Raw genomic sequence first — 20,400 nt, forward strand, 5'->3', positions numbered from 1 at the left:
GGATCGGGCGGGGCGTGCGAGAGCCTCGGATACGATTGAACCCGCATCCCGGCGAGGTCTCATTGCATGGTGGCAATTGCACTGATGCCTAATAATTGAGCAGCATCTCAGCTTCTTCGACATCGCAAAATCCCTAAATTCCTTACTGATTTTCATCTTAGCATGCTTTGACGGGCTGGCACAGGCCATGCTCCCCCAGTAGGCAATTCCGATTCGGCTCAGAGGAGGTCCAATCAGTATGTACGCATCTGCCTCAGAACAGGTTCAGCACGGATCTTCGAATCAGAACCGGGTTCTCGACGAGTGCGCCGGGCCCGATCCGTGGCTGAGCGCACGCTTCGAGCCGGATTTTCTGGTGCCGGTTCAGTTTTATGATCTGACCCGGCGCAGATCGATGCTCGACGGCGAGACGCGGCTGGTGGTCGCGGTGCTCGAAGACGCGGTCCGATGCTACGTGAAGACGGGGAACTCGTCGCGGCGATGCGACCGCGAGCAATTCGACGAGGTTCAGCGATGGTTCCATGCGGAAGCCGGAATCCACAGTCCGTTTTCCTTTGAATACGTATGCGACGTGCTGGGAATCGAGCCCACGTCATTGCGCGCACAGCTCGGATCGTTGAGCGCCGCCGATCTGCCGACCAAGCAGATGCGCTCGGTGGGCCGAAGGCAAGTCGTACGAGCCGGGCGCTCGTCACGCAAACGATCGGCCGGCGGCGGTCCCGGCTCGTCTGCCCGAGGGGCAGGAATGAGAGAGCGCGTCGGCAGTTGAAAAGTTGAAAAGTTGAAAGACTGAAAATTGGTCGCTGCCTGATTTTTCGGCGCGCCCGGCGATAGTGCTATTGTGATGCGCGGCTGCGATGATATGCGGCTGCGATGACGATGAGCGAGACGCGGGCCGCGGTGAAAAGTGAAAAGGCATGGCGAAGGAAATCGAGCGGAAATTCCTGACTCATCCGCGCAAATGGAGCGATCTTGGGGCCGGCCTCGCCATTCGCCAGGGATACCTCTGCGTCTCGACGCAATGCTCAGTGCGCGTACGCATGTACGCGGACCGCGGTTATGTGACGATCAAGGGAGCCACGTCGGGAATTACGCGCGACGAATACGAGTACGAGATTCCGTTGGGCGATGCGAACGAGATTCTGGGCAACTTGTGTGCGCATCCGCCAATCGAAAAGACGCGCTACCGAATCGTGTTCAAGGGCCATACCTGGGAGGTCGATGAATTCGCCGGCGCAAATCGTGGGCTGACGGTCGCCGAAGTCGAACTCAAGGATGCCAGGGAGCAGGTTGAACTTCCCGACTGGATCGACCGCGAAGTGAGCGGCGATCCGCGCTATTTCAATTCAAACCTGTCGATCAAACCATTTTCCAGCTGGAAGTGAATCGCCAAGCGAGAACCGTTGTAAAGGAGTGGAACTGAGTGAAAGTAGCTGACTTGATGACCCGCGACGCACGAGCGTGCACGATTCACGACTCGTTGAATGCGGCGGCTCGGATAATGTGGGATCACGATTGCGGATGCGCGCCAGTCGTCGATGGGCACGGCAGGCTCGCGGGAATAGTCACCGATCGCGACATCTGCATGGCCGCATATACGCAAGGCTTGCCGCTCGAGGCGATTCCTGTGGAGCGCGCGATGTCCCCTCGGGTGATTTCATGTGCGCGCGGCGACGATCTCGAGGCTGCGCTTGGCCTGATGCGTACGCATGAGATTCACCGTATCCCCGTGGCCGATTCCCGCGGCCGGTTGGTCGGAATCCTGTCATTGAGCGATCTGGTGAACTATAGCGGCGGAGATAGCGCGGCGCCGTCGGAGGCAGCCGAAATCGCGGCGACCATCTCTGCGATTCGCCGGCGGCGGAAGCCGGCAGCCGCCGCCTCAGCTTCACCGAATGGAGATGCGGCGCCGGCGCGCGAATCGACAAAGGCGCCGAAAAAGGCGCCCGCGCGGAGAAGGAAGCCATCCGCCGATCTCCGCTAGGCGTTCGTCACCCGAGTCATTGCCACGTTACCGGGCGCTGCGCATGAAGCCGGCGCTCTGGTAGACTGCAGCGATGGCTGAAGGGCAGCCGCGAATTACCACCGCAGGCACGCGCGCAGCCGCCGCATACGGACTGATGATCGGCGGCCTGGTGCTGCTGTATTTGTGGATTCGCTCATACGGCGAGATGCTGGATGCGCCCGCCGCGAGCGGGACAGCGATCTTCGGCTCGGCCGCGTCGCGTGCGAATGAAGGCGAGCTGCTGCACGTGCTGCTCGCGCTGGTGGTGGTAATCGCGACCGCGCGCGCGATGGGTTCGATCTTCCGCAACTTTGGTCAGCCACAGGTGGTCGGCGAAATTCTCGCGGGGATCGTGCTCGGTCCTTCGCTGCTTGGGCGCCTCGCGCCGGGCGCGGAAGGATATCTTTTCCCGGCTACGGTGGGGCCGGCTCTCAATATAATCGCGCAGGTCGGCGTCATCCTTTACATGTTCCTAGTCGGGCTCGAGCTCGACCCCGCGCTGCTTCGCAAACGCGGCCATACAACAGTTGCGATCTCCCACGCGAGCATCGTGGCGCCATTCCTGCTCGGCGCGACGATTGCACTTTTTCTTTATCCAAAGCTGTCGACCAGCGACGTGCCGTTCACGTGCTTCTCGCTGTTTCTGGGCGTTTCGATGTCGGTGACGGCGTTTCCGGTGCTGGCGAGAATATTGACCGATCGCGGGATTCACAAAACCCGCATGGGTGCGATCGCGCTGACCTGCGCCGCCGTGGACGACGTGACGGCGTGGTGCATGCTCGCCTTCGTGGTCAGCGTGGCGCGAGCACAGGCGGCGGGCGCGGTGGCGACAATCGCGATGGCGCTCGGGTTTATTGCGCTGATGATCGCCGTGGTGCGGCCCGCGATGGTCCGCCTGTCGCTGGTGTATGGAAATCGCGGGCGGCTGACGCAGGGCGTGATGGCGTCGATCTTCATCGCGCTGTTGATCTCGGCGTCAGCCACCGAATTGATCGGTATCCACGCCGTGTTCGGCGCGTTCGCGCTGGGGGCCGTGATTCCGCACGACAGCGGGATGGCGCGGGAGCTTACCGACCGCCTCGAAGACATCGTGATCGTGCTGTTGCTGCCCGCATTTTTCGCATACACGGGACTGCGCACGCAGATCGGGCTGCTCAGCGGATACGAGCAATGGATGATGTGCGCGCTGATCGTCGTCGTAGCGTCGGCGGGCAAGTTTGGCGGCAGCGTAGTTGCGGCGCGAATCACAGGACTTAACTGGCGCGACTCGTCGGCACTCGGTGTGCTGATGAACACGCGCGGACTGATGGAACTGATCGTGCTGAATATCGGGCTGGAGATGAACGTCATCTCGCCGACACTGTTCGCGATGCTGGTTATCATGGCCCTGGTCACGACCTTTGCGACCACGCCAATTCTGCATCTGATCACGCGCCATCGAATTCCGGAGGTTCAGCGGTTTCCGGAGCTCGCCACGTTCTCGCCCGAGCCGATGGTCGCGCCGCAAGCTCCGATTCGCGCGCCGCATCCCGCCCCGCGGCCGGCGCCGCGGCCAGCGCAGCCGCCCGCGCAGCCGATATTGGCGAGAACGGAGCACCGCGCCATCCTGGTGCCGGTCTCGAACCCTGAAGGCGTGGCCGTTCTGGTCGAACTCGCGCTGGCGGCGACGCCGCATGACGCCCCGCCGCCGCGCGTGCTCGCACTGGTGAAGACTCCGCCGGGCGGTGTGCGATCGGGACTGCGCGAGGCCGACCAGCGCGTGCCGCCCCGCTCTCCCGCGCTGGCGGCGGCGTTGGACCTGGCACTGGAGCGCGGCAGCATCATTACGCCGCAGGCGGTCTGGACCACCAATCCCGCGGCGGACATCCTGGCGTTCGCCAAAGAGCCGCAAATCGGATGGCTGCTGTTGGGATCGCATCGCGCGGTCTTCGGTTCCGACTTCATGGGCGGCGTGGTCCGCGAAATTCTGGACAAGGCCCTCGCGTTGCCGGTTCACGTGGCGGTCGTGATTCACGGAGGCGAGCAGCCGCTGGACCGGGTGTTTGCGGTAGTGGATCGGGGAACGCATGGGCGCGCGGCGCTCGACCTGGCCCTGCGAGTGGCGATCCGCAAGAGGTCCGGCTTGCACGCGGTGCTGGTGCCCGAAGATGGGACCGCGGAGGATACTGAACTGCTCGATCTGATTCGCGACGCCGGCCACGCGCTTGGACGCCCGCTGCATACCGACGTGCTGAGTGCGCCGACGGCGGCTCAGCTCGCGCGTCAGACGCCGGGCGGCCTCGTCGTCATCGCGACCAACCTGGCGGACAAGGTCGGACTCTCGCCAGAGGATCTCACCGACCCCAAACGATGCGTCGTGGTGGTGCAGGGATCAGACAGCGTTCCCGTCCAGTTCGGCGCGCACGCCGCAGAGCATCATCGAAGCGCCAAGCCGTAGGGCTTTAACCCGAAACCTAACATCGAGGGCCGACCTTCCTACCGAATGCAGCCAGCTGAGACACCCTCGCACGGGCGCGCGGCGACCTCCGAGGCGCACGCGGCGCCGAAGTTCCGGCCTCGCGGGCGCGCCGCGCGAGCCGAGGCGGCGGTGATCCTTGCCCTCGCCATCGGGCTCGGCGGCTTCATCCGGTTCATCCATCTCGGCGTGGCGGAAATCACCGGCGACGAGGTGGCTTCGTGGGTGATCGCCAGCGCGCCGACGCTCGCCGGCGTGATTCGCACGAATCACGTGATTAACCCCGCCACGCTCGCGCTGCACGAGCTCATCCTGCACTTGTGGATACTGATGTTCGGGCAGGGCGAGGCGGCGCTGCGCTCGCTGTCGGCGCTGTTCGGAACCAGCGCGATTGCGCTGGTCTTCTTCGTTGCCTACGAGTTGCTGATGCTGCCGGCGGCCGGCGGCGATGGGCGCGAGGCGGATGCGCCCGCAGCCGAGGTAACTGCCGCACTCAGCGCGTTCATCACGGCGATCAGCCTGGTGATGATCAACTATTCGCGCGAGGCGCGGATGTATCCGCTGACGCTCGCGTTGGTGCTCGCCCAGGTCGGGTTTTTCCTGCGCGGCATGCGCAGCGGGGGATGGCCGAACTTCGCCGCGCTCGCAGTCCTCACGCCGCTGGCGGTCGCGGCGAATTTCACCGCTGCCTTCGCATTCGCTGCGGAGGGGGCGTGGTTCGCATGGCGGCTCGTTGCGGAGTGGCGCCGCGGGCGCGGGCTCGATGGGCGCGCGTGGCGCGCCGCGTTCGGCGTCCTCGCGGGCCTCGCGCTGCTCGCGTCATTCGCACCAGTCGTCGCGCTACAGCTCAGCTCTGGAGTCAAGGGCGGAAAGTGGTCGTGGATTGCGCCGCCGCGCCTACTCGACCCGATTGAGACGTTCGAGAGCGCCAGCGGCGTGTGGGTGTTCGTGGTGCTCGCGGCGCTCGCGCTGTGGGCGGTGCTATCACTCTGGCGAAGCCGCCGCGACCAGATCGCGTTCGCGCTCATCTGGATGTAGCTGCCGCTGCTGATGCAGCTCGCGATCTCCTACCTGTTCAGGCCGATGGACGTGACCCGCTACGCGCTTTCGTCGTTCATCGCATTCTACATTTTGGCCGCGCTCGGGATCGTGGCGCTCGGCGGTGCGCGGGCGCGCGGCGCCGCGGCGGCGCTGTTGGCGCTGACGATGCTCGTGCATGTGTATCAGTATGACAGGAAGCCGCGCGATCTGCAGTTTCGCGAGGCGGTCGCGCTGGCAACCGAGGCGGCGCCTGGCCGCGAACGCATCGGCGTGGTGAGCTGGGCCTCAGCGCTCTATTACGCGCCGCCGGCGCGGCGCGCCGACCTGGTCCGCCTTCCCCAAAATGGCGAGCTTCCTCCGGACGCCGCGCAAATCCGGATCGTCATACTGCCCAGCTACATGCGGCCCACCGCGCTGGCGCGTTATCGCGCGTTCTACCCGCGACTCGACGGCATTTTCCGGGGCGTGGAGGTTCGATCGAAATGACTGTCACGCGGTCGAAGAAATCAGTGAGCACGCGGCCGGCGCAAAGTCCGGCCAGGCTGCCGCACGCACCATAGAGCACCATCGAAGCGCCAAGCCGTAGGCGACTGGATTTCGCGACCCAGCTTTAGCAGGCGGCGAGCATCGCGTTGAGCTGGCGGTCGGAGTTGAAGAGATCGCAGGCGAGCGCGCGCGCCCAGCGGCTGTGAAGACTGTAGTCTCGATCGATCTCGGCGACGGCGGCCTGGGCTTCGTCGCTATCGCGGAACTTCAGAACGCCGCGCCCGGTCGGCACCGCATCGCCGAACCCGGTATCTTCGGCGACTACCGGGCGGCCCAGCGCCATGTAGCAGACGCTGCGATCGCTAAACCATCCGGTGTTCAATTCGCGGAAGATCGGCTTGGGACACAAAATCTCGGCGCGCGAGGCGCGCAGATAGGCGCGATAAGCCTCCGGCGTGTTGGCGACCTTATGTGGATCGACGACGCGCCACCCGCCGTTGCGAAGAGCCTCGCGATCGTGCGCCGGGTCTTTATCGCCGATGAATGCAGCGAGCTCGAACGCGCGTCCGGTGTGCGCCGGAAGATCTACATAGCGCAGGTAGGCCTCGCGTTTGGACACGCTTAGCACGCGCCCATGGTATGAAAGTTCTTCCCACGTCCATTGCGTGATCGAAGAGAATGGCGCCTCGGGCCCCGGGTCGGGCGCCACTTCCCACATCGGAAGGTACACGAACGGCAAAAACGGATGCCACCTCAGACCCAGCGTCGGCGCCCCGCAATCGGGATGGGACAGGTTGGCGCCGACGCTCAAATGAACATGATGATCTTTAACTCCCATCTCAAACTGCGTCGCCGTAATCTGCAGATGCCCGGGGTCGACATCGATCAGCACACGATGCACGAACTTCGCGAGCAGCGGCTGCCGGATTGAGCAGGCCATGTTCCATAACAAGTCCGCACCCTGCGCTATATCGAGGATGGTTTGAAGCGGCCGGCCATAAACCTGCGCACGATTGATGTCCTGCACGTCAAGATCCTCGAACACCAGAACCGCGGATTGCGGCGCGAGACCGTAAGGTGCGATGCGGGCGAAGAAGTCATTGGCGATCTCCCCATCCCGCGCGGGATCGCCGCATGACTTCATCAACTCGATCCAGAAAACATTATGACCGAGGGCGCGCAACCCAAGCGGATATTGCAGCATCCAGGAACAGACGCCACCGCCGAGCGGATAACTCACCACTGAACGATTAGCCAGAACGATTAACATTAAGCGCCAATATCGCCACGACTGAACTACTTCTTGACTGCCTCGACGTCGATTGAAATCGCAACCTCGTCGCCGACCAGCACGCCGCCCGTCTCGAGCGCCTTGTTCCAGGTGAGGCCGAAATCACTGCGGTTGATTTTGGTCGTCGCCGATGCGCCCGCGCGGGTGTTGCCCATCACTTGAATCGGCGGCCCGGACCCTTCGACGTCGAGCACAACCGGCTTGGTCACGCCATGCACCGTCAGGTCGCCTGTCATTTTCCACTTGTTCGGACCGTCGGCTTCGACCTTGGTGGATTTGAACGTGATCGTCGGGTACTTGGCGACGTCGAGAAAATCGGGACTCTTCAGATGCGCGTCGCGCCGTTCGACCCGCGTGTCGACCGACGACGCGTCGATGGTCACGTCAATCTTTGCCGAGGCCGGGTCGTTGCCGTTGGCCGTGATCGTTCCCGTGGTTTTTTGGAATTGCCCCTTCACGTTCGAGATCATCATGTGCCGCACGGTGAACTCGACGCTGGTGTGCGACGAATCGATTTGCCAGGTATCAGCGTGAACGAGGACGGGAAGCGCGACGACTATTGCCATCGCAATTGCTGTTTTCGAGATCCAGGACTTCATATAGGGGCTCCTTGAGTTGAACGGTTAGCAGGCAGCTATCCGACGCGTATCGATACAGATGCGGTATTGAACACGCGAAGCGGGTGTCCGGCAAGGAGGAGATTACGACGGCGCCGCATCCTTTCCAATTGATTTGAGGCGGGTGAGCAGCACAAACCCGGAAATCATCGTGACCACGCCGCATATGACGACTGCCTGCAGCGGGCCCAGGCGCGTGCCCATGTAGCCGACCTCGAGCGCGCCGAGCGGCGCCATCCCGACGCTCGCCAACTGAAAGGTGCTCATCACGCGGCCCCGCAAATCGTCGCTTACGAACAGCTGCACGAGGGTGTTGTTGCTCGCTCTGAAGTTGGTCAGTCCGGCGCCGATTACAAACTGCGCGGCCATCGAGAGCGCAATCGAGCGCGACAGCCCGAAGACCACGATTCCAACCGCGGAGAGAAAAAGCCCCGCGATGAGATTGTTCCTGATTCCCCGCGTCGTGACGCGCGAGGCCAGCGTGGCCGCGCCGACCACCGAGCCCAGTCCCTGCACCGCGACCAGGAATCCGTAGGTGCGAGCGTCGCCGTGGAGCACGTTGCGGGCGAACAATGGAACCAGCACCAGATACGTGTAGCCGAAGCCGTTGGTCACCGCCGCCAACGCCATCTGGTGGAAGATCGGGCGGTTGCTCCAAACGTAGGCGAGACCTTCGCGCAGTTGATGGAACATGCGCGTGCCGGCGCCTGCGATCGCGCGGGCGGGAATCTCCATCAGGAACAGGCTCCAGATGACGGCGAGGAAGCTCACGCCGTTTAAGAAAAAACAGGTCCCGATGCCCAGCCATGCGATGAGCAATCCGGCGGCGGCGGGGCCGAGCATGCGCGCACTGTTGAACATCATCGAATTGAGCGCGATCGCGTTGGCCAGATCGTCGTAACCCACCATCTCGACCACGAACGACTGCCGGCCGGGCATGTCGAACGAGCTGACGGTGCCGTTGAATGCGGCCAGCAGGATCACGTACTCGACGCGAACGGCGCCGGTCCACGTCAGCGCCGCGAGCGTGAAGGCGCTCAGCATGAGCAGGATTTGGGTCGTGATTATCAGGCGGCGGCGATCGAGGCGATCGACAATTACACCGGCGAACAAACCCACCAGCAGGATTGGAGTGAACTGAGCGAACGATACGACGCCGAGCATCATCGACGAGTTCGTCAGCTTCAGCACCAGCCACGCCTGGGCGGCGCTTTGCATCCAGGTGCCGGCCAGAGAGGTGAGCTGGCCACAGAAATAGAGACGATAGTTGCGATGGCGCAGCGCGCGAAACGCCCCGCGGCTCCCGATGGCGCCTTCGCCCGGCGCTTGGAGCGCGACGGGCTGGCCAGCCTCCGCCGCAGGCGCGATGTCAGGGTCAAGCACGGCGCGCCGATTTGATTGTAAAGGGCGCGACGCGCTCGCGCATGAGCGTCGTCAGACCGTCGCGGTCTTTGCGAGGCACTAATCCGGCCATGGCTGTCCTTCGATCGAGATCGCAGACTAGCCACCACGATCCTGGTTCGCAAACGTGCGGGTCCGAAAGTGCAGGGGTGACCCCTGGCCGTTGGCACGGCTGGCCAGTATTAAGAAACCGCGCGCCGTTGGCACGGGCGGCCACTGCCGCGGGCGCGCGGTGTTTCCTCTTCTTAATACTGGCCTACCGTGCGGGCGCGGCCTCGAAATCGACCCGCGAGCCGATTAGGAATCCTTGAATCGCGCGGGCAAAGGTATTAGGACCAGACTTAGATATGGATAATCTTGAAACTTTTCGCAAAGAGACGCGCGCCTGGCTGGAGGCGAATTGTCCTGCCGAGATGCGACGCCCGGTGCAGGGCGAGGAAGACGCTTGCTGGGGCGGCAGGCATCCGGTTTTCCAATCCGACGCGCAGCGCTTGTGGCTCGAGCGCATGGCGGAAAAGGGTTGGACGGTACCGGAGTGGGCGCGCGAGTACGGCGGCGGCGGCCTCACGCGCGACGAGGCCAAAATTCTGCGCCAGGAAATGCGCGCGCTCGGCTGCCGCCCGCCGCTGACCAGCTTCGGCATCTCGATGCTCGGGCCGGCGCTGCTCAAATATGGTTCCGAAGAACAGAAGCGCGAGCATCTGCCCAAGATTACGCGAGGCGAGATTCGATGGTGCCAGGGCTATTCCGAGCCCGGTGCGGGTTCCGACCTGGCGTCGCTGCAAGCCCGCGCGGAGGACAAGGGCGATCAGTTCCTCGTCAACGGCTCGAAGATCTGGACCACGTACGCGAACAAGGCGGATTGGATTTTCTGCCTGGTGCGCACGGACCCGAGCGCGCCCAAGCACGAAGGCATCAGCTTTGTGCTGTTCGACATGGAAAGCGCCGGGGTATCGACCAAGCCGATCACCCTGATCTCCGGCGCGTCGCCGTTTTGCGAGACGTTTTTCGACGACGTGCTCGTGCCAAAGGCGAACCTCGTCGGCAAACTCAACAAGGGATGGGATGTCGCGAAGTACCTGCTGACTCATGAGCGCGACATGATCGGCGGCATGGGCAGCACCGGGGATAGCCGCTCGCTCGGACAGATTGCGAGCGAAACGGTTGGAACCGACAACGGTATGCTCGCGGACACCGCGCTGCGCGGACAGATCGCGGCGTACGAGATCGACGCGCTCGCCTTCCGCCTCACGATGGAGCGGGTGGGCGACATGGCCAAGGTGGGCCAGGCACATCCCGCGGTATCGTCGTTGCTGAAATACTACGGCACCGAACTCAACAAGCGGCGGATGGAATTGCTGATGTCGGCGGGCGGCTCGGACGCGCTTGAATGGGAAGGCGAGCGGTCGCGTGAAGGCCGCACCGCGCGCGCGTGGCTGCGTTCCAAGGGCAATTCGATCGAGGGCGGGACCAGCGAGATTCAGCTCAACATCATCGCCAAACGAATACTGAGCTTGCCCGGTGCTTAGAGAGGCGGCGAATCAGCGGATTCGGCCGCTACAGCATCGATCGCGACTGGGTCTAATCACATGGCGCTAGTTCTCAACGACGAACAAACGATGCTGCGCGACAATGCGCGCGGCTTCCTCGGCAAAAATGCGCCCATCGCCCATCTGCGCGCGCTACGCGACAAACGCGACGCCGACGGATTCTCGCGCGCGCTTTGGAAGGACTTCGTCGAGATGGGGTGGGCCGGAATTCTCGTTCCTCAAGAGTACGGCGGCCTGGGGCTTGGACACGTCGAGGCCGGTGTGGTGATGGAGGAATTGGGTCGCACGCTTACGCCCTCCCCGTTTCTTTCGACCGCGGTTCTGGCCGCAACCGCGATCGCTCGAGCCGGCACGGACAAGCAGAAAAAAAATTACCTGTCGCAAATCGTTGCCGGCGATTTGATCGCCACGCCGGCCGTCGATGAAACCGCAAAGCATCATCCGGAAAAAACGGCGATGACCGCCGCTCGCGCGGGCAACAGCTTCAAGCTGGACGGCGCCAAGACTTTTGTGATCGACGGTCACGTCGCGAATCTTCTGATCGTGATCGCTCGCAGCGCGGGCAAACCGGGCGATACCAATGGACTCACCCTGTTCCTGGTTGACGCGAGCGCCACGGGAATTCGCGCCGAGCGCACCCCGACTGTAGATACGCACAATGCTGCGCGGCTCACGTTCGAGGACGTAAATGTCAGCGCCGACGATGTGCTGGGCAAGGTCGACGCGGGTTGGAACGTCCTCGAGGGGGTGCTGAACGTCGGCCGCGCTGCCGTGGCGGCGGAGATGGTCGGCGCCGGCGAGGAAGCGTTCAGCCGGACGGTCGCCTATCTGCGGGAACGCAAACAATTTGGCCGGCCGATCGGCGAATTTCAAGCGTTGCAACATCGTGCCGCTCACCTCTACTGCGAACTTGAAGTCACCCGCTCGGCGGTGCTGAAGGCTCTGCAGACGCTCGACGATTCCTTCGACCGCGCCGGTGCGATCGTGTCGGTGGCAAAGGCCCGGGCCGGGCTTAGCGCCACGCTCGCCGTGAATGAAGCCGTCCAGATGCATGGCGGTATCGGAATGACTGACGAATTCGACATCGGCTTGTTCATGAAGCGGGTCCGCGTGGGCCAGGAACTGTTCGGCGATGCGAACTTCCACGCCGATCGGCTGGCTCGACTCAACCGCTACTGACGCGAAATCCTACACTCGTTTTTGCAGGGGGGTGGTCCGATGAGCGATTCGCATCGAGATCGAGACTCTGTAACGGTTGCGATCGTCGGCGCGGGCGAGATGGGCGCCGCGGTGGGCGGCAGGCTTCGCGAAGCCGGTGCGCGCGTATCGACGTCTCTCGCCGGCCGCAGCGCGGGTAGCGCCGCGCGAGTTCGCAGCGTTGGCATCGAAGTAGTCAACGACGACGATTTGCTGGTGCGCGACGCGAGCTTCGTCCTTTCGATCGTTCCTCCGGGCGTGGCAGTCGAGGTCGCCGAACGCCTTCGCGGTCCGCTTGGCCGCGCGCAGGTAAAGCCGGTCTATGTCGAATGCAACGCGATTTCTCCCGCGACTTGCCGACGCATCCGCCACCTGCTCGGCGCCACAAGCTTCATCGACGCCGGCATTATTGGAGGACCGCCGCCCGCCGGCACTCAAGATCCCACCAGGGGTCCGCGCTTTTACGCGTCGGGCCCGGATGCTCACCTGCTGACACGCCTGGCCGGCTTCGGTCTTGATATTGCGACCCTCGACGGTCCCGTTGGCGCCGCCTCCGGCTTGAAGCTCTGTTACGCCGGACTGACCAAGGGCTTCACCGCGCTCTGCGCGACGATGCAAGGCGCCGCGGCACGCGAAGGCCTTGCTGACGCACTGCGGGCCGAACTCGCGCGCAGTCAGCCAAACTTCCTCGCATGGCTGGATCGCGCCGTTCCTGCGATGCGCCCGAAGGCGTACCGCTGGGTCGCGGAGATGCAACAGATCGCGGAGTTCGTCGGCGGTCCCGATGACGGCGCGATGATCTACGACGGCGCCGCCCGGCTCTATCAACGAATCGCGACGAGCATTGATCAATGACAACGCGCTGGGCGCTCCGCAGACCGTGCATCTGACGGGGACGGGCGAATAGCTAATCGACGGCAGCCCGGACGCCTGACAGTTTGCGCGCGTCGTACTCGCGGTGATGAAGCTCCGGCGCGCGGCGACTTTCCGTTACTTACCCTATTTCGGTGTTCGCGTAGGTCGTCTCTGTTCCCAGTCGCTCGAGTTTTTCTGATCTTCGCGACGTTCCTCGATTCTGAGGCACGACAGTTGCTCCTTTTCTACCTGCGAGGGCATCGAGCCGCGAACTGAGGAGTATTGGATTCAGAATGGGACGCCCCGAGACCGATATCGCCGAGGATGAGATCAGCCGGCGCCAGGCCGCCGAGCGCGAACTCGAAGCTCTCCGCGCCGAACTGGCCGAGCAGGTCGCCGCTCGCCATGAAGTGCAGGTTCGCCTCGAACAGGAAGTTGCGCACCGCGACCGCATCATAGCCGAGGGCGAGCTGACTGCGGCCAAGTTGAGCGAGAGCGAGATGGCATGGCGCAAAGTGTTCGAGCAAAACCTCGATTCCATGATGATTCTCAATCTCGAAACCGGCAGATACATCGATGTCAACGAAGAGTACACCCGAAATAGCGGCTACAGCCGCGAAGAGGTTATTGACAAACGCTCACGCGAATTCCGGTCATTCGCGAACGCTGAGGAGCACCTGCGCCTGGTCGCCGAGCTCAAACGAGTCGGCCTGGTCAGGAACATGGAGGCGACCTTCTGCCGCAAGGACGGCAGCACTTACACCGTCCTGATCTCCGCGCTCAATCTCAAGTTCCGCGGACATTTGTGCTGCATTACGATCACTCGCGATATCGACGCGCTTAAGGAGACGCAGCGTCAGCTAATCGCCGCGCGTGAAGCCGCGCTCGAGGCCTCGCGGGCCAAGTCTGAGTTCCTTTCGAGCATGTCGCACGAGATCCGCACGCCGATGAACGCGGTGCTGGGTATGGCCGACATGCTGTCGGAAAGCGACTTGAGCGCCGAGCAGAGCCACTACCTGGACATCATACGCAGCAACGGCGCCACCCTGCTCCATCTGATCAACGACATCCTCGATCTCGCCAAAGTCGAAAGCGGCCAGCTCAGCTTCGAGGAAGTCGACTTCGACATCCGCGAGCTGATCGACACGGTCGGCGAGACGATGGGCGTGCGGGCGCACGAGAAGCATCTCGAACTCGCCAGCTACGTGGCGGCCGACGTGCCGCATAACCTGGTTGGCGATCCGCTGCGCCTGCGCCAGGTGATGGTTAATTTGCTCAGCAACGCGGTTAAATTCACCGACCACGGCGAGGTCGTGCTCAGCGTCGAGATGGCGCATCCGGATACCGGCACGGGCACCACCTCGATACGCTTCTCGGTGACCGACACGGGGATCGGAATCCCGCACGACATAATCGATTCGATCTTTGGCGCATTTACCCAGGCCGATTCTTCGACGACGCGAAAGTATGGAGGAACCGGGCTAGGGCTCACGATCGTCAAACGCCTGGTCGAGATGTTCCATGGCGAGATCGCCGTCGAGAGCGAACCAGGCAAGGGCAGCACCTTCAGCTTCACCGCCGAGTTCAAGACCCGGCCTGCCCCTGTGACGGTCGCGCTTGACGCGGCGAGCGTGGACTTGGCCGGCATGCGCATCCTGGTCGTCGATGATACTGCCGTCAACCGAATGATCCTGCGCGAGACGCTCACCCCGCGGGGCGTACTGGTTACCTGTGTCGAGAGCGGCCAGGCTGCGCTGGACGAAATCGATCGCGCCGCGGCCGGCGGCAACCCCTATCGCGCGGTACTGCTGGATTGCCGGATGCCCGGAATGGACGGGATAGAAGTGGCCCGCCGGATTCGCCGTCGCGGGCTCGGGCCGCGCGACCGTCCGATCATACTGATGCTCACCTCCGACGACCTGCGCGCAACCATGGAGCGCGCTCGCGAAGTGGGTGTCGAGATCTTCATGATCAAGCCGATAAGGCGCGCCGATCTGTTTCAGGCGCTGAGCCGCGCACTTGGCGCCAGTGGTGCGTCATCGCAACTCACCCCGCCAGCCGAGCGCGACGGTGTTGATTCGACCCTCGGCAGCGATGTATTCGACGAAATGCGCCCGCTCCGGATTCTGCTGGCCGACGATTCGCGCGACAACCGGTTGCTCGTGCAGGCATACTTCAAGAAGACGCCACACATTATCGACGAAGCCGAAGACGGCGGCGCCGCGATCGAGAAGTTCAGGACCGGCATCTACGACCTGGTGCTGATGGACATCGAGATGCCGATCGTGGACGGCTACTCGGCGACCCGGGCGATACGCGCGATGGAGAATGGAACCGGACGCCGGCGCGTCCCGATCCTTGCGCTAACGGCTTCCGTCCTCACCGAGGCGTTGAAGAAAGCAATCGACGCGGGATGCGATGGGTACGTCGTCAAGCCGGTCAAGAAAGCCACCCTTGTGGCCGCCGTTTACAACGCGATCCGCGCTGCCGAAACGAACGCGGCGGCCTGCGCGCCTGAACCGCCGCGCGCGCATTCACCGTAAAATCCAGATGACGTGAGCTAATGGTCAGACGTGAAGGCCGCCGTTAACTAACCAGACGACCAAAACGATCATGAGCACCAGCATCAACAAGCCGCCCGGATCTCTGGCGCCGTGATGATAGGTTCTGTAGCCGCCACCCCCGCCGAATAAAATCAGCAAGATGATGAGAATCAACAGCATCGTGATTTAACCTCGCTGACGGTCGGCTAATGCCAGGTCAGCTGATTTTTTACCCCGGTGACGCCTTGTGCGGCGGCCGCAATATCGCCGGCATGCTTTGCGTCCTGGGACGACTTAACCACGCCGCTCAACAAAATCTTGCCATGATCGCAGTCGACCGCAACTGGGTAGTTGTTGGCAACACCGTCACGGGCAAGGGCGCTCTTGACCTCAGTGATCAGCATCGCGTCGTTCGCACGTTCAGCCGGGGAGTTGTAATGATGCTCCGCCGTGACGTTTACACTGTCGTTCTCGCGGGACGCAGAGTTCGAGGAGTCGGTAGAAGCAGGGTCGGCGCGAGCATTGACGGCAAACAGTCCGCCGCCAATCAATGACGCGATAGCGAATGTCGCCACGGCTGTTGTTTTTCGATTGCGATTGTTTCGCATCGCAGTATTCTCCCGGAGCTGCGATTAGTTACTGGGGGTCACGGTGGTGGATTCGCTGTGATGGGAACTCGAGCTATCTACGGTGCCTGCATTGTTCGAATCACTTGAATTGCTTGACCGCTCGCTCGACGTGCTGCTGGTCGTAGTAGGAGGAACCACCCGTACTGGCGCGGGCTGCACGACGACCTGAGCCGGCGCGGCGGCGGGGATATAAGTGGTACTGTCAACTTCCTTGGTGCTGCTGCCGCAGCCGGCAACACAAGTGAAGGCCGCAATAGTCACGACGCTGATGGCAAATCGTTGCACTGAATTCATTTTAGTTTCTCCCTTGGACTTTGGCTGTGAGTTGGCGATCGGACTTTTCCGGTCCGCCAATTATTACTCTGAACACAAGGCTAGTTGCCGAAGCGCTGTCAATTCGAGCCGGTGGTCTGCGTGACCGTGGTCTTCTGCGTCGTGGTGCTCTGATCGGGGACGTTGGTCTGGGTTGTAGTGGTGGTCCGCGAGACCTCGGTCGGAGGCGGGCCGGTATCTACCGGCACGAACACGGCGCACGCGCCCACGCACATGCTACCAAGTAGAATCATAGTTGAGATATACACTGCTGTAATTAGTTTTCTATTCATCACGGCCTCACAGTAGCACGACTAGTAATATAAAGTATATTTTGATCGTTGATTAAGGTTACTCATATAACCAAAGGGTCGTATATTCCCGTCGGTTAGCGCCAATCGCCTCGCACAGTCGGCGATTAGAGCGAAGTCCGCAACAGGTGAAAACGAAGAGAGTTCAGGTGAAACTCAGCGCACGTGGAAGCGCTGGCGGATGACGCACTCCGATGCGCCGCTCTCTGTCAACCTGTCTGCGGAACCAATTGGCGCGTAGAGTGATTGTTCCCGTTCAACTCTAGCAGCGCGAAGTGTCAAGGAACTTTCCGATCCTCGGCCGTGAAGAGCGGGATGCCGACCCAATGAAGCTGCTCGCTTCGCGGCTCAGCCAAGCGGCCCACTGCTCAACGCCCTGGCCGGTCTTCGCCGAGATCTCGAAGATCTCGATGTGCGGGTTGAGCCTCAGCACCCGTTCCCGCATCGCCTCCAGGTTGAAATCCGAAAACGGCAGGTAATCGATCTTGTTGACCAGCAGCACATCGCTCACGGTGAACATCAACGGGTACTTGAGCGGCTTGTCGTCTCCTTCGGGTACGCTCAGGATCATCGCGTTCTTGACGGCGCCGGTGTCGAACTCTGCCGGGCAAACCAGGTTCCCGACGTTCTCGATGAAAACGACGTCGAGAGCGTCGAGGTCCAGCGCGTCGAGACCCTTGGCCACCATCGCGGCGTCCAGGTGACAGAAACCCCCGGTACGGAGCTGCACAGCGCTGATGCCTCGCGCGGCGATCAGCTCCGCATCGACCATCGAGTCGATATCGGCTTCCAGCACGCCGAATCGGAAGCGGTCGCGGAGCGCGTCAATGGTCTTGAGAATAGTCCGGGTCTTGCCGGCGCCGGGCGAAGACATCACGTTCAGCAGGAAGGTTTTCTTTTCCTCGAGTTGGCATCGCAGGCCTTGCGCGAGCCGTTGGTTGTCGGCGTGAATCTCTTCCTTGATTTCGATCAGCCTGACGGCGTCGCTCATAGGACCTCCATGTTTTCGATCACGTACTCACGGCCGGCGACCAATTCCAAACCCGTCTCGCCGCAATCCGGACAGTGCGCGCGCCCCAACTCTTCCCGCTTGACTTCGAAGGAGCAGGAGCACGACTGGCAGTTCAGGACTGCACCTGTCCGCGTGATCGCCAGTTGCGCGTTCTCGGCCACAGTGCCCCGGCTGAGGTAGTCAAAGTAGTGCTGAATCCACTCATCCTCGAGGTCGGACAGCGCGCCGATTCTCAGGTGAATGCGGACGACTTTGCTCACGTCCTGCCCGGCGGCATGCTTGAGAACGACATCCAGGATGCGCTCGGTGATCTGCAACTCGTGCATACGTGCTTTCGGATACGCGGCGACCGCGCCGAACCCCGATTGCGGCTCGTTACGCGGGAACGAACTCCTGGGGCCTGACCACTTGCATGGTGATGGCCTCCAGCACGCAAGCCGGTCGGCACACGCCGCAGCCCATGCACTTCTGCTCGTCGATCGTGGCAAGGCTGCCATCGACCATCATCGTGAGCGCATCGAAGATGCATCGGTCGATGCACTTCTCGCATCCGTTACACTCGTCGGTATCGATCACAGCGCGGAAGCGGCTGGGCGACGCAAATTTCCCCACACCGGTTCTCATCGCTGTCCAGTTGATGCAGCAGTCACTGCAGCAGTTACAGATCACGTGACCGACGCCTTGCTTGTTCTCGGCGACGTGCACCAAGCCTTGTTCCTCGCACATCTCCAACATGCGCAGGGCTTCCTCGCTGCTCAGCTTGCGGCCGGTACCGCGCTCGATCGAGTAATCCGCTGCGCGATCGAGCTGGAGGCACACCTCCACCGGCTGTCCGCAGGAGCCGTCGATAGCCCGGCAGGAGCATTTGGTAACCGCGATGTTCCGAGCCTGGTGGATCAAATTGCGGACATCGTCAGAGGCGAGGACTTGTGAATTGGGCTCGATACTCACGTTGATTGGAACGACCCGGAGCACGGGCGCTTGAAACACCCTGACTTCCTCGCCCCACTCCGTGCGCGTGTATTCCTTCCACAGGTCGAGCATGCCGGGAGGTGGATCGTTCATGACCGCGGTGGAGTCGTGCAACTGCAGGACCTGCCGCACGCGGTAGTAACGGATGCCGTCCGGTTTTCTGGATTTGAAGAGGATGCCTTTTCGGAACAACGGATCGACCATCGCTTCGATTTTGGCTGCATCGATGCCCGTTTTCGCGGAAAGCTCCTCAACCGTAGCCGGCGGCGCGGCGGCGAGAACCAGCCTGGCTTCGGCCTCGTCAAGCAGCTTTTCGAGGATGCGCGGAACCATTTTGGATTTCCGCCCGGCGATCTCCAAGTTCTCCGCGAGTTGCGCGTATATTGTTTTGTCCTGCATCGGTTCTCCTTACTAATCCGGCCTTTGCATGGCTGTGGCTACCAACAACTCCAAAAGCGGCGAAAAGTCCAGAGTTTTGAGAATCACCGCCGTAGTGTCGCCGGCATGCATAAGCTCGAGCGATCCATCATCTCTATTCTATGCTTGCCCGCCGATTCCGTAGTATGCCACACGGGATCGAAAAGGCGATCGCCATCGCGCAGGTCGGCGGCTTGCAGCACCGCTACGAACGCCTCGCCGCCTGATTCGTCCCGGATTCCTGCTCACCAATCGGTGCGCGGCGGCCCGCACGCCGTGCATCCGCGCCGCAGATTTAGTCAGGAGGTCCGAAGGAAGACAACGGACCACCCCAACTCCAGAAGGACATCCCTGCAAGATGCCCTATCTGGAGTTGGTGAATGGAGTTACAGAGTATCCGGCGTGTGGCCGGACTGGCGCGAGTTCTTTGCGACCATGCTCTGTCGAACTTTCAGTTCCGCGAGCGCCACGCGTGTGCCGATTGTGGCAACTGCGTCGTTGGGGGGAGGGTTGGGCATCCAAGTCAAGCTCGCAAGCGACATAAACAACCAGACGAGCGTTATCGCTGCGAACGCGGCTCCCGGTAACTCGTCCAGAAACCGATTTTGCGCGAACCGGACGCCATTGCCGCCCGCAGGCTCCGCATTTTCGCTCGGAGCGGTGAGGATTTGTTGAACGAGCTCTTCCATTTTCTTCGAGACCTCCTCTGGTTAAGACTTCATCTCCAAAGGCGTGCACTGGACGATGAACAAATCGGTCAGGGAGGAGTGAACGAATCGGTCGGGAATCTTCTCTACGAGCGGTGCTCAGAGTCCGCGAGGTTTAGCAGCTCGTGGATTGCTGCCAAATACTAGAGGTCCCAAAGAACTGGCTGGCGTGGATCAGGCTGGTAAGCGCAAAAGGTGCCGGTTTTTATCGTGCGGGTGAAAAAGGCAGCGAGCGATTTGTCCTCTTCGGAAATCAACCGCACCGCAGTTTTTATTGCTCGCGTGACGTTGAGGCGAGCACGTTCGGAATCCGACGCGGCTCGTCGATTGCGGCCCCCGAGACCCACAGCGCGAGTGAGTTCACGGGCTAGAGCCTCGATTTCCTCCTCGATTCGCTCGCCGCGTTCAACTTGGCCGCTTGCTTTCACATGCTCGAGTTCCTCTCGTAACTCTCGTAGACGATGCTTGTAAGCCGGGATTTCCATTTTGACTTCAGGTTCCAACTCGTTGTGTAGCCCGAACGGCCCTTTCTAGCAAGGTTTTAGCCGGGGTTGGTCCACAATGCTACCAGCGGCGCCGGGAGGGGCCGGTTTCGCGTC

21 protein-coding genes are annotated in these 20,400 nt (G+C 62.0%); 10 read left to right on the plus strand and 11 right to left on the minus strand.

The window, feature by feature from the left end; genetic code table 11:
* Nucleotides 1-238: 238 nt before the first annotated feature.
* From ABR989_RS03695 to ABR989_RS03720, 6 genes are all read left to right on the plus strand, one after another.
* Nucleotides 239-769: a hypothetical protein gene (locus ABR989_RS03695; protein WP_428125800.1), complete on the plus strand. Its 531-nt coding sequence runs from the start codon at nucleotides 239-241 to the stop codon at nucleotides 767-769.
* A gap of 148 nt (nucleotides 770-917) precedes the next feature.
* Nucleotides 918-1,385, plus strand: coding sequence for a CYTH domain-containing protein (locus tag ABR989_RS03700; protein ID WP_428125801.1), 468 nt, complete (start codon nucleotides 918-920; stop codon nucleotides 1,383-1,385).
* A 38-nt stretch (nucleotides 1,386-1,423) separates the two neighbouring features.
* Nucleotides 1,424-1,984: a CBS domain-containing protein gene (locus tag ABR989_RS03705; RefSeq protein WP_428125803.1), complete on the plus strand. Its 561-nt coding sequence runs from the start codon at nucleotides 1,424-1,426 to the stop codon at nucleotides 1,982-1,984.
* 73 nt (nucleotides 1,985-2,057) lie between these two features.
* Nucleotides 2,058-4,442 carry a cation:proton antiporter gene (locus tag ABR989_RS03710; RefSeq protein ID WP_428125804.1) on the plus strand — a complete coding sequence of 795 codons (2,385 nt, stop codon included), beginning with the start codon at nucleotides 2,058-2,060 and terminating at the stop codon, nucleotides 4,440-4,442.
* Between the two features lie 45 nt (nucleotides 4,443-4,487).
* Nucleotides 4,488-5,498 (plus strand): hypothetical protein, encoded by a 1,011-nt coding sequence (locus ABR989_RS03715; protein ID WP_428125805.1) that lies wholly within the window; start codon nucleotides 4,488-4,490, stop codon nucleotides 5,496-5,498.
* 12 nt (nucleotides 5,499-5,510) lie between these two features.
* Complete coding sequence (locus tag ABR989_RS03720) at nucleotides 5,511-5,987, plus strand: hypothetical protein (protein ID WP_428125806.1); 477 nt, start codon at nucleotides 5,511-5,513, stop codon at nucleotides 5,985-5,987.
* Between the two features lie 124 nt (nucleotides 5,988-6,111).
* Here ABR989_RS03720 and ABR989_RS03725 read toward each other — a convergent pair whose 3' ends face one another.
* The 3 genes from ABR989_RS03725 to ABR989_RS03735 form a co-directional block, all read right to left on the minus strand.
* The gene (locus ABR989_RS03725) at nucleotides 6,112-7,227 is read right to left on the minus strand and encodes a glycosyltransferase (protein ID WP_428125808.1); all 1,116 of its coding nucleotides are present in this window, start codon (nucleotides 7,225-7,227) and stop codon (nucleotides 6,112-6,114) included.
* 56 nt (nucleotides 7,228-7,283) lie between these two features.
* Nucleotides 7,284-7,877, minus strand: coding sequence for a YceI family protein (locus tag ABR989_RS03730; protein ID WP_428125809.1), 594 nt, complete (start codon nucleotides 7,875-7,877; stop codon nucleotides 7,284-7,286).
* Nucleotides 7,878-7,979: 102 nt separating this feature from the next.
* Entirely contained in the window at nucleotides 7,980-9,278 is a 1,299-nt protein-coding gene (locus ABR989_RS03735) for an MFS transporter (RefSeq protein ID WP_428125810.1), read from the minus strand.
* Between the two features lie 365 nt (nucleotides 9,279-9,643).
* Between ABR989_RS03735 and ABR989_RS03740 the strand changes: the two genes are divergently transcribed.
* From ABR989_RS03740 to ABR989_RS03755, 4 genes are all read left to right on the plus strand, one after another.
* Nucleotides 9,644-10,825 carry an acyl-CoA dehydrogenase family protein gene (locus ABR989_RS03740; RefSeq protein ID WP_428125811.1) on the plus strand — a complete coding sequence of 394 codons (1,182 nt, stop codon included), beginning with the start codon at nucleotides 9,644-9,646 and terminating at the stop codon, nucleotides 10,823-10,825.
* Nucleotides 10,826-10,885: 60 nt separating this feature from the next.
* On the plus strand, nucleotides 10,886-12,025 hold the full coding sequence (locus ABR989_RS03745; RefSeq protein WP_428125813.1) for an acyl-CoA dehydrogenase family protein: 1,140 nt from the start codon (nucleotides 10,886-10,888) through the stop codon (nucleotides 12,023-12,025).
* Nucleotides 12,026-12,064: 39 nt separating this feature from the next.
* Nucleotides 12,065-12,898: an NAD(P)-dependent oxidoreductase gene (locus ABR989_RS03750; RefSeq protein ID WP_428125814.1), complete on the plus strand. Its 834-nt coding sequence runs from the start codon at nucleotides 12,065-12,067 to the stop codon at nucleotides 12,896-12,898.
* A 293-nt stretch (nucleotides 12,899-13,191) separates the two neighbouring features.
* Nucleotides 13,192-15,441 carry a PAS domain-containing hybrid sensor histidine kinase/response regulator gene (locus tag ABR989_RS03755; protein WP_428125816.1) on the plus strand — a complete coding sequence of 750 codons (2,250 nt, stop codon included), beginning with the start codon at nucleotides 13,192-13,194 and terminating at the stop codon, nucleotides 15,439-15,441.
* 24 nt (nucleotides 15,442-15,465) lie between these two features.
* Here ABR989_RS03755 and ABR989_RS03760 read toward each other — a convergent pair whose 3' ends face one another.
* From ABR989_RS03760 to ABR989_RS03795, 8 genes are all read right to left on the minus strand, one after another.
* Complete coding sequence (locus tag ABR989_RS03760; protein WP_428125817.1) at nucleotides 15,466-15,621, minus strand: DUF3309 family protein; 156 nt, start codon at nucleotides 15,619-15,621, stop codon at nucleotides 15,466-15,468.
* A gap of 26 nt (nucleotides 15,622-15,647) precedes the next feature.
* Nucleotides 15,648-16,049, minus strand: coding sequence for a BON domain-containing protein (locus ABR989_RS03765; protein ID WP_428125818.1), 402 nt, complete (start codon nucleotides 16,047-16,049; stop codon nucleotides 15,648-15,650).
* Between the two features lie 413 nt (nucleotides 16,050-16,462).
* On the minus strand, nucleotides 16,463-16,636 hold the full coding sequence (locus ABR989_RS03770; protein WP_428125819.1) for a hypothetical protein: 174 nt from the start codon (nucleotides 16,634-16,636) through the stop codon (nucleotides 16,463-16,465).
* A gap of 319 nt (nucleotides 16,637-16,955) precedes the next feature.
* Nucleotides 16,956-17,684, minus strand: coding sequence for a hydrogenase nickel incorporation protein HypB (hypB, locus tag ABR989_RS03775; RefSeq protein WP_428125821.1), 729 nt, complete (start codon nucleotides 17,682-17,684; stop codon nucleotides 16,956-16,958).
* Nucleotides 17,681-18,031: a hydrogenase maturation nickel metallochaperone HypA/HybF gene (locus tag ABR989_RS03780; RefSeq protein ID WP_428125823.1), complete on the minus strand. Its 351-nt coding sequence runs from the start codon at nucleotides 18,029-18,031 to the stop codon at nucleotides 17,681-17,683. Before ABR989_RS03780 ends, hypB begins: the two co-directional genes overlap by 4 nt.
* 49 nt (nucleotides 18,032-18,080) lie before the next feature.
* The gene (locus ABR989_RS03785; RefSeq protein WP_428125824.1) at nucleotides 18,081-19,076 is read right to left on the minus strand and encodes an ATP-binding protein; all 996 of its coding nucleotides are present in this window, start codon (nucleotides 19,074-19,076) and stop codon (nucleotides 18,081-18,083) included.
* 404 nt (nucleotides 19,077-19,480) lie between these two features.
* Nucleotides 19,481-19,783, minus strand: coding sequence for a hypothetical protein (locus ABR989_RS03790; RefSeq protein WP_428125826.1), 303 nt, complete (start codon nucleotides 19,781-19,783; stop codon nucleotides 19,481-19,483).
* Between the two features lie 161 nt (nucleotides 19,784-19,944).
* Nucleotides 19,945-20,304 carry a hypothetical protein gene (locus ABR989_RS03795; protein WP_428125827.1) on the minus strand — a complete coding sequence of 120 codons (360 nt, stop codon included), beginning with the start codon at nucleotides 20,302-20,304 and terminating at the stop codon, nucleotides 19,945-19,947.
* Nucleotides 20,305-20,400: the final 96 nt, after the last annotated feature.

This window comes from Binatus soli (SeqCode), assembly GCF_050015535.1.
GTDB classification, from domain to species: Bacteria; Desulfobacterota; Binatia; order Binatales; family Binataceae; genus Binatus; species Binatus soli.